Source organism: Pseudomonas sp. R3-52-08 (genome assembly GCF_003851745.1).
In the GTDB taxonomy this organism is placed as follows: domain Bacteria; phylum Pseudomonadota; class Gammaproteobacteria; order Pseudomonadales; family Pseudomonadaceae; genus Aquipseudomonas.
This window is the reverse complement of sequence record NZ_CP027730.1, coordinates 568,958-584,360: the sequence shown is the minus strand read 5'-3', so window position 1 is coordinate 584,360 and position 15,403 is coordinate 568,958. Positions and strand designations below refer to the sequence as shown.

Genomic DNA, 15,403 nt, shown 5'->3' with positions numbered 1-15,403 from the left:
TCACTTTCATCCGGGCTTTCACCCATAACAATTAACGCTTTCGATCTCGCCAGGCCGCGTAGCAGCTTGGGCGAATCCGAATGCCAAACGTGAAATACACCCGGGGCACACCCATGACCGCTCAATCACCCGCCTTACCCTCGGCAACGACCCCAGCCCGACGAGGCCCATGGAAGGAAATCATCGCTGCCAGTTTCGGCAATGCGCTGGAGTTCTATGATTTGTTGATCTACGGCTATTTTGCAGTCGTCATCGGCAAACAGTTTTTCCCCTCCGATAACGAAACCACCTCACTGTTGCTGGCCGTGGGTTCATTCGGCATTTCCTTTCTGATGCGTCCGCTGGGCGCCATTGTGCTGGGTTCCTATACCGACAAAGCCGGGCGAAAAGCCTCGCTGACACTGTCGATCATGATCATGTTGCTCGGCACCGCAATAATCACTTTCGCACCCACCTATGAACAGATTGGCTTGGCCGCGCCGCTGTTAATCATCGTTGCGCGCATGCTTCAAGGGTTCTCCACAGGCGGTGAGTTCGGCGCCGCGACGGCGTTTATGGTCGAACACGCAGACGCCAAGCGCCGGGGCTTCTTTGCCAGCTGGCAACTATCCACCCAAGGGCTGGCAACCGTCCTGGCAGCGGGGGTCAGCGCGATCCTCAGTTATGTACTGTCGGATGTGCAGTTGAACGAATGGGGCTGGCGCGTCGCATTCGGTTTCGGCCTGCTGATCGGGCCGGTGGGCTATTACATTCGTACACAAATCGATGAAACCCCGGACTTCAAGAAAACGCTGGTCAGCAGCACGGCCAAAACCCCGCTGCGAGACGTCTTGATCAAGGAGCATGTCAGCCTGCTGCTGGCTATCGGTGTAGTGGCCGGTGCGACCGCATTCAATTATGTCCATAAGTTGTACATGCCGATCTACGCGTTCAAGCAACTGAACATCGCCGCCACGTCTTCTTACCTCGGGGCGCTGATGACGGGCGTTACGTTAATGCTGATGGCGCCGGTATTTGGCGGGCTTTCCGACCGCTACGGACGATACCGGGTACTGACCATTGCGCTGTTGATTACCGGGTTTTCGTCTTACCCGATGTTCGTGCTGCTCAACACCTTCCCCAGCGTCACCACACTGCTGATCGTGCAAGCCCTTGTTGGCTTGTTGATCGCAGCCTGCCTGGGGCCGATTCCAGCGATGCTTTCCGACATTTTTCCGACCAGCATTCGCGGCACGGGCCTGGCGCTGAGCTACAACTTTTCCGTCACCCTGTTTGGTGGTTTTGCGCCATTGATCGTGACCGCGTTGATCGAAGCCAGCGGCAGCAAGCTCGCACCGAGCTTTTACGTGATGGGGACCATCTTGATCAGTGTCGTGTCGATCGTCTGCCTCGGCCGGCGCATGCGCGGTACGCAACCTTCGGCCAGTTGAGCCGAGCACTTATGAAAGCCAGCTTCTCTTGATTGTCGTGCCTCATCTGGCGACACGTCTAAACGTTGGTCTGTCGGAGACAGAAATGAAAACCTTAGAGCAAGTGCGTGCATCCCTGAAGCCATACCCGATTGAAGTCGACTTCCCCGACCTCAGCCCATGGAAAAACGGTAATAGCGGGATTGACTACGTCTACAGCTTCGACAGCGGCGAACCAGGGCCGCATGTTTTGATCATGGCATTGACCCATGGGAATGAAGTCAGCGGAGCCATCGCGGTAGACGCCCTGTTACGCAGCGGTATCCGCCCGCGCAAGGGCCGCTTGTCACTGGCGTTCGGCAACGTTGAGGCCTATCAACGCTTCGACCCGCAAAACATCGACGCGTCCCGCTTCATCGACGAGGACATGAACCGTGTCTGGCTGCCATCCGCACTGGAAGGCGAGCGAGAGTCTGTCGAGTTGCGCCGCGCACGTGAGCTGCGACCGCTGATCGACACTGTCGATTTGCTGCTCGATATCCATTCTATGCACGAAGAATCCCCCCCCTTGATGATGTGCGGGGCGTGCGCCAAAGGCCTGGCATTTGCCAAATCGTTGGGCGTACCGGCCACCGTCGTCGCCGACGCTGGCCACGCCAATGGACAACGCATGCGAGACTACGGCGGGTTTGGTGACGCCAAAAGCACCAAAAACGCGCTGCTCATCGAAACAGGTCAGCACTTTTCAAAAAAGAGCGAATACGTCGCCCTCGATATAGCCGCTCGTTTCCTGATGGCGACTGAAACCGTCGCCGAGGCCGACGTTTCGAGGTTTCTAAGCCGTGAACAGCCCGTTGCCCAGCACTGTTTGCAGGTCACCGATCCAGTGATCGCGCACAGCATGGACTTCAGTTTTACCGATGACTTCCGTGGCCTTAAACGGATCGCTCACGCGGGAACAGTGATCGCCAGAGACGCCGAACGCGAAATCCTCACGCCGTATGACAACTGCGTGCTGATCCAACCCTCGCTGCGGCACTTGGGGCAAGGCGTTACGGTGGTCAGGTTGGCGAAGGTGCTGGACCTATAGCCGCGCCGCGATGGTCAATAGCCGTTGCTGCCGTAGTCCACCTGGAACGCGAAGCCTTCGAGCCTTTCTACGCCGGTCTCCAACCATCCGTCGGCATGCAGGCGCAGCCAGCGATAGCCCGGCGCTTGCTCGCTGACCTTGAAGTCCTCACTGCCGGGTGCGAACTGGATGCACGTGGACGGCGAAGCCAGCAGACGTACACCGTTGCGCTCGCGGTCGATTTCCTGGTGCACATGGCCCCAAAGCACCGCCTTGACCTGCGGGAAGCGGTCGAGCACGGCAAACAACGCATCGGGGTTGCGCAGGCCAATCGGCTCCATCCAGGCACAGTCGATCGATACCGGGTGATGATGGAAGCACACCAGATGATGCCGGTTCGGCGCTTCGCTCAAGGCTTGGGCGAGTAATTGCAGTTGCTGGTCTTGCAGGTAGCCGGGCACGGAGCCGGGTACGGCGGAGTCCAGCAGGATGATGCGCCAGTTGCCGACATCGACCACCGGCTCCAGCAGGTCGCTGTGCACGGCAGCCTGGGCCATGACCTGCGGCTCATCGTGGTTGCCGGGAATCCAGCGCGCGGGAGCACCTATCGGCGCGGTCATATCGCGAAATTGCTGGTATGACGCCAATGTACCGTCCTGGGAAAGATCCCCGGTGGCCAGCACCAGATCGATAGACGGCTGCTGTTCGCGGACCAATTCGATCACCCGCTGCAGGCTTTCGCGGGTATTCATACCCAGCAGCGTGCCGTCGGCCTCGGCAAACAGATGGCTGTCGGTCAGCTGCACCAGCAGCACAGCGTCAGGGTTCACGGCGGATACGCTCGGCAAGGCGCTCTCCCTAGCAATCACAGGAATAGATAGTTGGGGCAATTATGCTAGGGCAGGACACAAAGAGGAAACCTGGACAAACGGACACCGTTCACATCTAACGCACGACTTCGAACTCATGGCCCAAGGCCAGACAGTGGCTCAACCATTCGCCGAGGAACACATTGAGCTGTGCTTTCTCATCGGGCTGGTGCATGAACACATTCGGGTAAGGATAGATGCTGCGAAAGCGCCGTGCATGTTCGGCGCTGATCACTTCGGCCATGCGCGCATCGTGGTACACCTGCACTTCCAGCTGCGGCACCGGCAGCCACGGCAGGCTGTGTTCCTGGCGCACGCGCAGGGTGGTGGTGTACGGGCAATTGACGATGACTTCCAGGGCCAGCACGCCGAGCATCTGGTCGCCGTGGGTCACGGCAATGCGCCGCGCCTCGGGCGCGTGGCGCATGTCGGGCAGCAGGCGCATCAGCCGCGCATAGTTGGCCTCGCACGCGGCTTGCAGCCCGATCAGGTCGACCCGATAACGTTCCCGTGCCTTTACTGCCATAACCCCCTCACTTCCGCGCGATTAAGCGCAAGCCATTGCAGGGCGATAATGCTGGCTGCGTTGGAAATCTTACCGTCGCGTACCGCCTGCAAGGCATCTTCGAATGCCCAGGTGGTGACGCGGATGTCTTCTGCCTCTTCTTCCAATCCATGGATACCACCCGCCTGGGAGCTGTCGCAACGGCCCAGGTACAAGTGGACAAATTCGGTGCTGCCGCCAGGCGAGGGGAAATACTTGGTGATCGGCCACAGCGCGGAGAACGTCAGCCCAGCTTCCTCCTCGGCTTCGCGGTGTGCAACCTCCTCCGGCTGCTCGTCCTTGTCGATCAGTCCGGCGACCATTTCCACCAGCCAGGGGTTGTCGGTGCGGCCCATGGCGCCCACGCGGAACTGCTCGATCAGCACCACTTCATCGCGCTGCGGATCGTAGGGCAGCACGCACACCGCATCATGGCGCACGAAGACTTCACGATTGATCACGCGGCTCATGCCGCCGTCGAACTTCTCGTGGCGCAACTGCACGCGATCGAGCTGGTAGAAGCCCTTGTAGGCAGAGTCGCGCTGAACAATCTCGATTTTATTCGGCGTCGACTTCGTAAAATCCGTCATATCCTTCCTCGTCATAAGCCGTGCAATGGGCGCCATCCTAACGCGCCCATGCAGGTTGGCGCAGCCCCTTTCCGGTTGCCGGGATAGACGGCGGGCGTCAAACTCACTCTAATCAGTCTAGTGGCGAACTGGCGGCCTTGTTGGCAGTCCAAGCGCTACTCTTTTCGCTTTCCATCGATTTACGAAGGACACACATGTCGCTTTTAAAAATCGCCTCCGTGGCTTGCATTGCCTTGACCCTGGGTGCCTGCCAGAGCCTGTTCCAACCCAGCCAGCTCAAGCCGCTGGACGTTACCACCGACAAGTCGGAGCAAACCAAACCCGGCTGCGGCAGCCCTGACTGCCCGCTGGTGAACATCGATACCGTGCATTTCCCCGCCGACCCGCAACTCGACAGCCTGGTGGAGCAGCGCTTGCTGCAAATGACCCGCACCAGCCCAGGCGCCAGCGTTCCGGCAACCCTGAATGCCTACCGGGACAAGTTCCTGCGCGAATCCCCCGACCGCCACAGCATGTATTTGCAGGCCAAGGTACGCGAGCAGCATGACGCCCTGGTGATCGTCGAAGTGTCCAGCTACCTCGACACCGGCGTAGCCCACGGTGAGCCTGGCCGCGGGTTCATCAACTATTCACGTGTGCTGCATAAAGAGCTGGGCCTGGCCGACATGCTGTTGCCCGGCCAGGAGCAGGCCTTCTGGAATACGGCAAAAGTTGCCCATAACAGTTGGTTGATCAACACCAAGATGGACCGCGATCCGGAGTTCGTGAAGAACTGGCCGTTCCAGAAAACCCCGAACGTGGCCTTGACCAGTGGCGGCGTGGTGCTCAAGTACAACGTGAGCACCATCGCCCCTTATGCACAGGGGTTGATCGAAATCACCATCCCCTATGCGCGCCTGACCGGTGTGATCAAGCCTGAGCTGATGCCCGCGCGCCACTGACCGCCCGCCCCAGGATGAACTGCAGCAGCCCCGCCAGCAGCAATGCCGGCAGGGTTGCGCCGATATCCGGATAGAGGTTGGCCAGCAGATGATAGGTAGCGATGCCGCCCAGCCAGGCCACCAGCGCTGGCCAGTGCAGCTGGGTCACCGCGCCCTGGCGCCGATGGCGCAGGATGAAGTGATCCACCAGTACCACGCCGAACAGTGGTGCAAATACTGAACCGATCAGCAACAGGAAGTTCTGGTATTGCGCCAAGGGCGCAAAGCAGGCGATCAGGGTGCAGAGCACACCGATGGCCAACGCCAGGTGCTCGACTTTCAAGCGCAGCAGAATAGCGCTCGACACCGCCGCCGAGTGAATATCGGCAAACGCGTTTTCCGACTCGTCCAGCAGGATCAGCAACAGCGGAATACCCAGGCCGGCGCCGGCCAGGGCCAGCAGCAATGCATTGACCTCACCGCTTGGCGCAAATGCCAGGGTGTAGGCCACCCCCAGGCTCATCAGCCAGAAATTACCCACAAAGAACCCCAGCGCAGTGCCGCCGAACACGCTTTTGGTGCGCTTGCCGAAGCGTGAGTAATCGGCAATCAACGGCAGCCAGGACAGCGGCATGGCGATGGCAATGTCGAAGCCCACCGCAAACGGCATCGAGCCATCACCGGCCTGGGCCCACAGGGCAGCGAGGTCGGCCTTGGCGAACAGGTTCCAGGTCAGCCACAGGCAGGCCGCAAGCAGCAGCCAGATACCCCATTTGCGCAGGACCTGGCGCACGAAGGTCAGCGGGCCGCTCACCGCCAGCAAGGTGGCAAGGCCGCCGAAGAACAGCGTCCACAGCAAGGGGCTCGTCAGCAGGCTGCCTTCGCTGAACGCTCTTGTGCCCAAAAGGCTGGCGGCATCGCGCATTACGATGATTTCGAACGAGCCCCAGCCAATCAATTGCAACAGGTTCAACAGCGCCGGCAGGCTGGCGCCCTTGGCACCGAGGCTGAGCTTGAGCGCGGCCATGGCGGACAGGCCGGTGTCGCTGCCGATCACACCGACGGATGCCAGCAACAGCACGCCCACCAGAGTGCCGAGAAAGATGGCCAGCAATGAGCCGGACAAACCCAGGCCCGGCGCGAGCAATGCGCCGGTCTGCAGCACCATCAGGCCGATGCCGAGGGAGAACCACAGGGAGAACAGGTCGCGGGCGCCGAAGACGCGCTTGTCGGTGGGCACCGCGATGTCGGGGGAGTAGGTACTCGGTTGAATGTTCAAGGGGGGCATCTCTGAGGGGCTGATCGTTCCCACGCTCTGCGTGGGAATGCCGCTTTGGACGCTCTGCGTCCGCCTTTGTGACGCGGAGCGTCACGGGATGCATTCCCACGCGGAGCGTGGGAACGATCATGGGTTTCAGACTTTTTTGTACAGCTGACTGCCTTCCTGCTTGAACCGCTCCGCCTGCTCGGCCAGGCCCTTGACCACGTCCACATCCACCGCTTCAATGCGCTGGTTAGCCGCGTACTCACGCACTTCCTGGGTAATTTTCATCGAGCAGAATTTCGGCCCGCACATCGAGCAGAAATGCGCGACCTTGGCCGAATCCTTCGGTAGGGTTTCGTCGTGATAGGAACGCGCGGTGTCCGGGTCCAGGCCGAGGTTGAACTGGTCTTCCCAGCGAAACTCGAAGCGTGCCTTGCTCAGCGCGTTGTCGCGTATCTGCGCACCCGGATGGCCCTTGGCAAGGTCGGCAGCATGCGCCGCGATCTTGTAGGTAATGATGCCGGTCTTCACGTCATCCTTGTTCGGCAAGCCCAGGTGTTCCTTGGGCGTGACGTAGCAGAGCATGGCGCAGCCGAACCAGCCGATCATTGCCGCGCCGATACCGGAGGTGATGTGGTCATAGCCTGGCGCAATATCGGTGGTCAGCGGCCCGAGGGTGTAGAACGGCGCTTCGTCGCAGCACTCCAGCTGCTTGTCCATGTTTTCCTTGATCAGCTGCATCGGCACGTGGCCCGGGCCTTCGATCATCGTTTGCACGTCGTGCTTCCAGGCGATCTTGGTCAGCTCGCCAAGGGTTTCCAGTTCACCGAATTGCGCGGCGTCGTTGGCGTCGGCAATCGAGCCAGGGCGCAGACCATCGCCGAGGGAGAAGCTGACGTCATAGGCCTTCATGATTTCGCAGATCTCATCGAAATGCGTGTAGGTGAAGTTCTCTTTGTGGTGGGCCAGGCACCACTTGGCCATGATCGAGCCGCCACGGGAAACAATGCCGGTGACGCGCTTGGCGGTCAGCGGGACATAGCGCAACAACACGCCGGCGTGGATGGTGAAGTAGTCGACGCCCTGCTCGGCCTGTTCGATCAAGGTGTCACGGAACAGCTCCCAGGTCAGGTCCTCGGCGGCGCCACCGACTTTTTCCAGGGCCTGGTAGATCGGCACCGTACCGATCGGCACCGGCGAGTTGCGAATGATCCACTCGCGGGTTTCATGGATGTGCTTGCCGGTGGACAGGTCCATCACCGTGTCCGAACCCCAGCGAATACCCCAAGTCAGTTTCGCCACTTCTTCTTCAATGGACGAGCCCAGCGCGCTGTTGCCAATGTTGCCGTTGATCTTCACCAGGAAGTTACGGCCGATGATCATCGGTTCCAATTCGGTGTGGTTGATGTTGGCCGGGATGATCGCGCGACCACGGGCGATTTCTTCGCGCACAAATTCAGGGGTGATGATCTTCGGTACGCTGGCGCCGAAGCTGTGGCCGGCGTGCTGCTGGTCAAGCAAGCCACTGGCGCGGGCCTCTTCAAGCTTCATGTTTTCGCGGATGGCAACGTACTCCATCTCGGCGGTGATGATGCCTTTGCGCGCGTAGTGCATTTGCGTGACGTTGGCCCCGGCCTTGGCGCGGCGCGGGTTCTTTACATGGGCGAAACGCAGGGCGGTCAACTCGGCATCGCTCAGGCGCTGTTGACCGAAGTGCGAACTCAGGCCCGACAGGCGCTCGGTGTCGCCGCGAGATTCGATCCAGGGCGAGCGCACATCGCCCAAGCCTTTGCGCACGTCGATGATCACGTTGGGGTCGGTGTACGGACCGGAGGTGTCGTAGACCACCACGGGCGCGTTGATTTCGCCGCCGAAATCGGTGGGCGTCACATCCAGGCTGACCTCGCGCATCGGCACACGAATGTCCGGGCGAGTGCCTTGTACGTAGATTTTCTGCGAGCGGGTAAACGGCTGCACGGAGCCGGAGTCGACCTTGGCCGATTCACTCAAGTGCACGGTGCTTTTCAGCTTTGTACTTTTTATTTCTGTGCTCATCACGGGCTCTCCAACTCTCCAGGCGGTGGATGTTTGTCGGAGCGAACCTGTGACGGACGGAGGCACTGGAACCAGTGCTGTGCTTGGCGCACGAGGGCTGTTCGATTGTCGAACAACTTCCCGGACGAAGCACAAGAGGACTCGCCGGGTGACGAGAAATCTTGTTCCCTACGCAGGCGTTAACCTGATCAGGTTCAACGGGATCCGGTATTTACCGATCTCAGCCTTCCAACAAGGCACCCCGACAAGAACGCGGCCAGTCTAGACCATGGCGTGGGCAAATTGCCAATGGCGCCGCATTGGGCACGATAAATGGCGTGATTGCAGGATTGTTGTGCCGCAGTCCGGCCACTACACTCGGGAGCTGCCTCAAGGCTTGACGCTCCAGTTGGGTCACCGTAGCCTTGGCCAACACATTATCATCGTAATATTTATTCAGGGATCGACTCATGCTGCGCAAACTTTCACTGGCAGTTGCCGTGTCTTGTGCGACCCACACAATGGTCTGGGCAGCTGAAGCGCCCTTGTCTGCCAGGACCGACCTGGTCAGCGTCTATCAGGAAGCGGTGGACAACAACGCCGACCTGGCCGCCGCACGCGCCCAGTACGGCGCGCAGAAAGAAGTGGTGCCCCAGGCTCGCGCCGGGTTGCTGCCGAACCTGACCGGCGGCGCTGATATCAACAACGTCCGCACCCAGATCGACACGCCGGCCGCCACCGCCAATCGCGATGCGCACTCCTGGCGTGCAACCCTGAGCCAGCCGCTGTTCCGTGCCGACCGCTGGTTCCAGTTGCAAGCCGCCGAAGCCACCAACGAGCAGGCGGCGCTGCAGCTCTCGGCGACCGAACAGAACCTGATCCTGCAGAGCGCCGAAAGCTACTTCGCCGTGCTGCGCGCCCAAGACAACCTGGCCTCGACCAAGGCCGAAGAAAATGCCTTCAAGCGTCAGTTGGACCAATCCAATGAACGCTTCGATGTGGGCCTGTCGGACAAGACCGACGTGCTGCAATCCCAGGCCAGCTATGACACGGCACGGGCCAACCGTATCCTCGCCCAGCGCCAGGTGGAAGACGCCTTCGAGGCGCTGATCACCCTGACCAATCGCCAATACAATTCGATCCAGGGCATTGTCCATACGCTGCCGGTGTTGCCACCGCTGCCGAACGACGCCAAAGCCTGGGTCGAAACTGCCGGCCGCCAGAACCTGAACCTGCTGGCCAGCAACTACGCCGTCACTGCCGCCGAGGAAACCCTCAAGCAGCGCAAGGCCGGCCACGCGCCCACCCTGGACGCAGTGGCGCAGTACGAAAAAGGCGATAACGATGCCCTGGGTTTCAGCAACCCGAATGCGTTCGGCACGCCCTATCGCGGTGACGTCGAACAGCGCACCATCGGCCTGCGCCTGAACATTCCGATCTACAGCGGCGGCCTGACCAGCTCCCAGGTCCGTGAGTCCTACTCGCGCCTGGGCCAGACCGAGCAGCAACGCGAAGGCCTGCGCCGCCAGGTCGTGGAAAACACCCGCAACCTGCACCGCGCGGTGAATACCGACGTGGAGCAGGTACAGGCGCGCCGCCAGTCGATCATCTCCAACCAGAGCGCGGTGGAAGCCACGGAAATCGGCTATCAGGTGGGCACGCGCAATATCGTCGACGTGCTCGACGCCCAGCGCCAGCTCTACGCGTCGGTGCGCAACTACAACAACAGCCGCTACGACTACATCCTCGACAACCTGCGCTTGAAGCAGGCTGCGGGCACGTTGAATCCAGGAGATCTGCAGGACCTGACGCGCTACCTCAAGGCCGACTACAACCCGGACAAGGACTTCCTGCCACCGGACCTGGCCAAAGCCGCCGCCGAGCAACTGAAGGCCCGCCCAGGTTCTTGAGAACACTGCAAAACCAATGTGGGAGGGGGCTTGCCCCCGATGAGGGAGTGTCAGTCAAGACAACTTGAACTGACAGACCGCTATCGGGAGCAAGCCCCCTCCCACAGTTGGTTCAGTGTTGAGTCAGTGACTTATCAGTCTGTCCAGCCCATCCAGCAAGCGCTTAAGCGCGCCCTGGTTGGCCTGCATCACCTTCAATCCCGCCTGCGCCATCCTGCGCGCATCCTGTGGCAACTCGAACAGCTGGCGCACCGCCTCGGCCAAGCCTTCTGCATCATCCACCTCACGCAACGCCCCGGCGTCGCGCATCATCGCGGTGATTTCCAGGAAGTTGAACAGGTGCGGCCCCATGATCACCGGCTTGCCCAGCGCGGCCGGCTCCAGCGGGTTGTGCCCACCGGTCGGGACCAGGCTGCCGCCGACAAAGGCGCTGTCGGCCAAGGCGTAGAGAAACAGCAACTCGCCCATGGTGTCGCCGAGCAACACTGAGGTGTGGGCGGTGACCGGCTCGCCACTGGAACGACGTACCGTGGAAAAGCCCTGCTGCACGCAACGCTCAAAGGCCGGGTCAAAGCGTTCCTGGTGACGCGGTACCAGGATCAGCAAGGCGTTGGGATAGCTGGCGAGCAATTGGCGATGGGCCGCAAGCACCACCTCATCCTCGCCTTCGTGGGTACTCGCGGCGATCCACACCGGCCGCTCACCGGCACCCCATTGTTCGCGCAGGGCGGCGGCGCGGGCCGGCAGTTGCGGGTCGACGGTCAGGTCGAACTTGATCGAGCCGGTGACTTCAACGGTTTCAGGACGCGCGCCGAGGCTGCGAAAGCGTTCGGCCTCGGTCTCGGTCTGCACCGCAATCAAGTTCATTTGCGCCAGCATCGGCGCGGTCAGCCTGGCAAACCGGGCGTAGCCCTTGGCCGAGCGCGCCGACAACCGCGCATTGGCCAGGGCCACCGGAATACCGCGCTGGGCGCAGGCGTGAATATGGTTGGGCCACAATTCAGTTTCCATGATCACCGCCAGCCGGGGCTGTACCCGGTCGAGGAAACGCTTGGCGGCGCAGGGCAAGTCGTACGGCAGATAACAATGTTGAATGCGCGGCTCATTGGCGAACAGCGCCTGGATGCGCTCGGAACCGGTGGGCGTCATGCAGGTGACGGTCATCGGCAACTGCGGATAACGCTCCAGCAGGGCGCGGATCATCGGCGCGGCGGCAATGCTTTCGCCCACCGACACCGCATGCACCCAGATGCCGCCGGGCTGCATCACCGGCAAGCCATAGGAAAACCGCTCGCCCACGCGCTTGGCATAGGCCGGCGCCTTGCGCGCGCGTAACCATAGACGTAAAGCCACCAACGGCAGCGCCAGGTAAAACAGACAGCTGTAGAGAGTTCTATTCATGGCGGCGGAGTTTATCGGCTTTTTCAGTCGATCGCCTGCAGGCACTCGGCAAAACGTTCCGCCAAAAAACGCGCGGCCGGCCCAAGGGGCTCATCGCGGCGCCACACCAGTTCCACCACCAGCGCCGGCGGGGTCCATTCGCTGTCCAGTTCAACCATTTGTTGCTGGTAGGTCGGGTATTGCACGATATGCCGTGGCAACCAGGCCCAACCGAGGCCGCTCATCAGCCATTCGGCCAATACGTAGAAGCTGTCGGCCCGCCACACCAGCGGGCTGGCGGCTTCGCTGCCGGGGTAGACGCTGGTCTGGGTCGACATCAGCAACTGGCGAAACTGCGCCAGTCGTTGGCAATCCACGTACTTTTCCTTGGCCAAAGGGTGGTTCACTCCGCACACCGTGACCATTTCCACACTGCCCACCACCCGTCGTTCGAGAGCTTCGGGGATCTGGTCGTGGTAGAACAACAGGCCCAGGTCGGCCTGGCGTTCCACCAACTTGCGCGCCACATCGCCCTGAGCGGCACTGGACAACTGCACTTCAAGCAACGGATAGCGCATGGCCAGCGCCTCAAGACTATCGAGCACCGGCTGGAACAACATCGCCTCGTCCTGGGCCAGGCGCAGGCACGCTTCCTCGCCCCGGGTCAACGACAATGCCCGTCCCGTCAGGCGCTCGCACTGGCGCAGCACTTCGCGCGCCTCCTCCAGCAGCACACTGCCGGCTTCGGTCAGGCGCGGCTGGCGGCCGCTGCTACGCTCGAACAGGCTGACGCCGAGGTCCGCCTCCAGCATCGCGATCGCGTTGCTGATGGCCGATTGCGCCTTGCGTTGCCCGCGCGCCACGGCAGAGAACGAACGCTGCTCGGCAACGCTGACAAACAGGCGCATCTGTTCCAGATCCCACTGCACGCTCATGGCTGAACCTATCTTGAATTCGGATAGGTAATGACTTTACCCCATCTGTTGAACCTCTAGAATGCCGACCTTATCAAACGAGCTTCACCTTGAGGAACGCACCATGAACGCCGCCTACTGTTACCTGGCCATCGCCATCTGCTCGGAAGTGATCGCGACCGTTTCCATGAAAGCCATCAAGGGCTGGAGCACGCCTATCCCGCTGTTGCTGGTGATCGTCGGTTATGGCGTGGCGTTCTGGATGCTCACGCTGGTGGTGCGCACGGTGCCGGTGGGCGTGGCGTACGCGGTATGGGCAGGGTTGGGCATCGTGATGGTCAGCATTGCAGCGTTGTTCATCTACGGGCAGAAGCTGGATATCCCGGCCATGCTGGGGATGGGGCTGATTGTGCTGGGCGTGGTGGTGATTCAGCTGTTCTCGAAAACCGCCGGTCACTGACCGCCACTCAACAGCCTGTATACTGCGCCTCTTGTCTTGAACATTGAGGTCGCCGATGCCATCCGTTATTTCCACCGACGTTCTGATTGTCGGCGCCGGGGTTGCCGGCCTCTGGCTCAATGCGCGCCTGCGCCGCCAGGGGTTTTCCACGGTGCTGGTGGAAAGCGCGACCCTGGGCGGCGGGCAAAGCGTGAAGTCTCAGGGAATCATCCACGGCGGCGCGAAATACGCCCTGCACGGCGCCCTCACCGGCGCCTCCGAAGCGATTGCCGACATGCCGCGCCGCTGGCGTGAAGCGCTGGCCGGCACTGGCGAGCTGGACCTGTCCGGCGTGCGCCTGCTCTCCCAAGCCCACTACCTGTGGTCCCCCGGCACCCTCGCCGGTAATCTCACCAGTTTTTTCGCCAGCAAGGCCGTGCGTGGTCGCGTGGATCAGGTCAAGGGCGACGAACTGCCCCCGGCGCTGCAAGATCGCCGCTTCAAGGGCAAGGTCTATCGCCTGGCGGAATTGGTAGTGGACGTGCCAAGCCTGATTGAACGCCTGGCGCATCTGGCCGGTGACGGTTTGCTCGCAGGCCGGCAGATCGAACCGCTGCTCGACGGCGACACGCTGGTCGGCTTGAAGGTTGATGGCCGCGACATCCGCGCCCAGCGCATCGTACTGAGCGCCGGCGCCGGCACGGCGGAGCTGCTGGCGGCCCTGGGCTTGAGCCAGCCGGCGATGCAAACCCGCCCGCTGCACATGATCCTCGCCAAAGGCCCGGGCTTGAAGCCGTTGTATGCCCACTGCCTGGGCGGCGGCACCAAGCCGCGCCTGACCGTGACTACCCACCCGGCCGCCGACGGTCGCTGGGTGTGGTACATCGGTGGTGATATCGCCGAGGCCGACGGCGTGGCTCGCACGCCGCAAGAGCAGATCGCCACTGCCCAGAAAGAGCTTGCCCAGTTGTTGCCGTGGATCGACATGAGCCAGACCCAGTGGGCCACCCTGCGCGTCAACCGCGCCGAGCCATTGCAATCGGGCCTGACCCGTCCCGACAATGCCTTCGTTGCCGAACAGGGGCGCCTGTTGGTGGGCTGGCCGACCAAGCTGGCCCTGGCACCGGACTTCGCCGACCGAGTCATCACCCGCCTGGAACGCGATGGCATCCGCCCAAGCGCCAGCGCCCCCCTGCCCGAGCTGCCAAAGCCGGCTATCGGCCAACCCGCTTGGGAGCAACTGTTGCCATGAGCCTGCCAACCCTGCACGACCTGCATCGCCCCCTGGGCAGTACCGGCTTGCTGGTTTCGCCGCTGGGCCTGGGCACCGTCAAGCTGGGCCGCGACCAAGGGGTGAAATACCCCAACGGCTTCAAGATTCCGGATGACGACGAGGCGCGGATGTTGCTGCGCCAGGCGCGCCAGCTGGGCATCAACCTGATCGACACCGCGCCCGCCTACGGCCGCAGCGAAGAGCGCCTCGGGCCTCTGCTGCGCGGCCAGCGCAAGGATTGGGTGATCGTCAGCAAGGTCGGTGAGGAATTCGAAGCGGGTGTATCCCGCCACGATTTCAGCGCCGCCCATACGCGGATGTCGATCGAGCGCAGCCTGAAAAGACTTGAAACGGATTTTATCGACCTGGTGCTGGTGCACTCTGATGGTAACGACTTGCATATCCTCAATGATTGCGAGGTGTACCAGACCCTGGCGGCGCTGAAAAAAGAGGGCAAAATTCGCGGTTTCGGCTTCTCCGGCAAGACCGTTGAAGGCGGCGTTAAGGCGCTGGAACAGGGTGATTGCGCAATGGTCACTTACAATTTGAACGAACAAGCTGAAAAAGCCGTCATTGAATACGCGGCGGCCCATGGCAAGGGCATCCTGGTGAAAAAAGCCCTGGCCAGCGGCCATGTGTGCCTGGAGCCTGGAATGGATCCAATTCAGGCCAGTTTCATGTTGTTGTTTGCGCAAACGGGCGTCGCCAGTGCTATTGTCGGGACGATTAATCCGCTGCACCTGGCCCATAACGTGGCAACCGCTGCCCGAGTCATCCGTCAACTCTGA

General features: G+C 61.5%; 14 protein-coding genes and 1 riboswitch. Of the genes, 7 read left to right on the top strand and 7 right to left on the bottom strand.

Translation table 11 applies throughout. From position 1 onward, the window contains the following. The first annotated feature begins 113 nt into the window (after positions 1–113). Entirely contained in the window at positions 114–1,430 is a 1,317-nt protein-coding gene (locus tag C4J91_RS02475) for an MFS transporter (protein ID WP_124361001.1), read from the top strand. Between the two features lie 85 nt (positions 1,431–1,515). Beyond that, positions 1,516–2,499, top strand: a complete 984-nt coding sequence (locus C4J91_RS02470; protein WP_124361000.1) for a M14 family metallopeptidase — start codon at positions 1,516–1,518, stop codon at positions 2,497–2,499. Between the two features lie 14 nt (positions 2,500–2,513). Here C4J91_RS02470 and cpdA read toward each other — a convergent pair whose 3' ends face one another. From cpdA to C4J91_RS02455, 3 genes are all read right to left on the bottom strand, one after another. Then, positions 2,514–3,326 carry a 3',5'-cyclic-AMP phosphodiesterase gene (gene cpdA, locus C4J91_RS02465; RefSeq protein ID WP_124360999.1) on the bottom strand — a complete coding sequence of 271 codons (813 nt, stop codon included), beginning with the start codon at positions 3,324–3,326 and terminating at the stop codon, positions 2,514–2,516. Between the two features lie 97 nt (positions 3,327–3,423). Beyond that, positions 3,424–3,873: a DUF1249 domain-containing protein gene (locus C4J91_RS02460; RefSeq protein WP_124360998.1), complete on the bottom strand. Its 450-nt coding sequence runs from the start codon at positions 3,871–3,873 to the stop codon at positions 3,424–3,426. Next, a complete protein-coding gene (locus tag C4J91_RS02455) occupies positions 3,864–4,481 on the bottom strand; it encodes an NUDIX domain-containing protein (protein WP_124360997.1) in 618 nt (205 codons plus the stop codon). Before C4J91_RS02455 ends, C4J91_RS02460 begins: the two co-directional genes overlap by 10 nt. Positions 4,482–4,675: 194 nt before the next feature. On the opposite strand from C4J91_RS02455, the gene C4J91_RS02450 reads away from it, so the two are divergent. Beyond that, positions 4,676–5,422: an RsiV family protein gene (locus tag C4J91_RS02450; RefSeq protein WP_124360996.1), complete on the top strand. Its 747-nt coding sequence runs from the start codon at positions 4,676–4,678 to the stop codon at positions 5,420–5,422. Here C4J91_RS02450 and cytX read toward each other — a convergent pair. After that, the gene (gene cytX / locus C4J91_RS02445) at positions 5,391–6,680 is read right to left on the bottom strand and encodes a putative hydroxymethylpyrimidine transporter CytX (RefSeq protein ID WP_124360995.1); all 1,290 of its coding nucleotides are present in this window, start codon (positions 6,678–6,680) and stop codon (positions 5,391–5,393) included. The two genes, C4J91_RS02450 and cytX, sit on opposite strands and share 32 nt — an antisense overlap. A gap of 135 nt (positions 6,681–6,815) precedes the next feature. Continuing rightward, positions 6,816–8,720 carry a phosphomethylpyrimidine synthase ThiC gene (gene thiC, locus C4J91_RS02440; protein WP_124360994.1) on the bottom strand — a complete coding sequence of 635 codons (1,905 nt, stop codon included), beginning with the start codon at positions 8,718–8,720 and terminating at the stop codon, positions 6,816–6,818. A gap of 148 nt (positions 8,721–8,868) precedes the next feature. Continuing rightward, a riboswitch (TPP riboswitch) is annotated at positions 8,869–8,974 on the bottom strand. A 195-nt stretch (positions 8,975–9,169) separates the two neighbouring features. Here thiC and C4J91_RS02435 point away from each other — a divergent pair. After that, positions 9,170–10,609, top strand: a complete 1,440-nt coding sequence (locus C4J91_RS02435) for a TolC family outer membrane protein (protein ID WP_124360993.1) — start codon at positions 9,170–9,172, stop codon at positions 10,607–10,609. A gap of 123 nt (positions 10,610–10,732) precedes the next feature. Here the strand turns inward: C4J91_RS02435 and waaA are convergent, their stop codons facing one another. Both waaA and C4J91_RS02425 read right to left on the bottom strand, forming a co-directional pair. After that, complete coding sequence (gene waaA / locus C4J91_RS02430) at positions 10,733–12,010, bottom strand: lipid IV(A) 3-deoxy-D-manno-octulosonic acid transferase (RefSeq protein WP_124360992.1); 1,278 nt, start codon at positions 12,008–12,010, stop codon at positions 10,733–10,735. A gap of 23 nt (positions 12,011–12,033) precedes the next feature. Next, complete coding sequence (locus C4J91_RS02425) at positions 12,034–12,924, bottom strand: LysR family transcriptional regulator (protein WP_124360991.1); 891 nt, start codon at positions 12,922–12,924, stop codon at positions 12,034–12,036. Positions 12,925–13,027: 103 nt separating this feature from the next. Here C4J91_RS02425 and C4J91_RS02420 point away from each other — a divergent pair, with 103 nt between their 5' ends. Genes C4J91_RS02420 through C4J91_RS02410 form a run of 3 tightly spaced genes read left to right on the top strand, consistent with a single transcriptional unit; the run spans position 13,028 to position 15,403 of the window. Beyond that, positions 13,028–13,363 (top strand): multidrug efflux SMR transporter, encoded by a 336-nt coding sequence (locus C4J91_RS02420; RefSeq protein ID WP_124360990.1) that lies wholly within the window; start codon positions 13,028–13,030, stop codon positions 13,361–13,363. A gap of 55 nt (positions 13,364–13,418) precedes the next feature. Then, complete coding sequence (locus C4J91_RS02415; RefSeq protein ID WP_124360989.1) at positions 13,419–14,594, top strand: FAD-binding oxidoreductase; 1,176 nt, start codon at positions 13,419–13,421, stop codon at positions 14,592–14,594. Next, the gene (locus C4J91_RS02410; protein WP_124360988.1) at positions 14,591–15,403 is read left to right on the top strand and encodes an aldo/keto reductase; all 813 of its coding nucleotides are present in this window, start codon (positions 14,591–14,593) and stop codon (positions 15,401–15,403) included. Before C4J91_RS02415 ends, C4J91_RS02410 begins: the two co-directional genes overlap by 4 nt.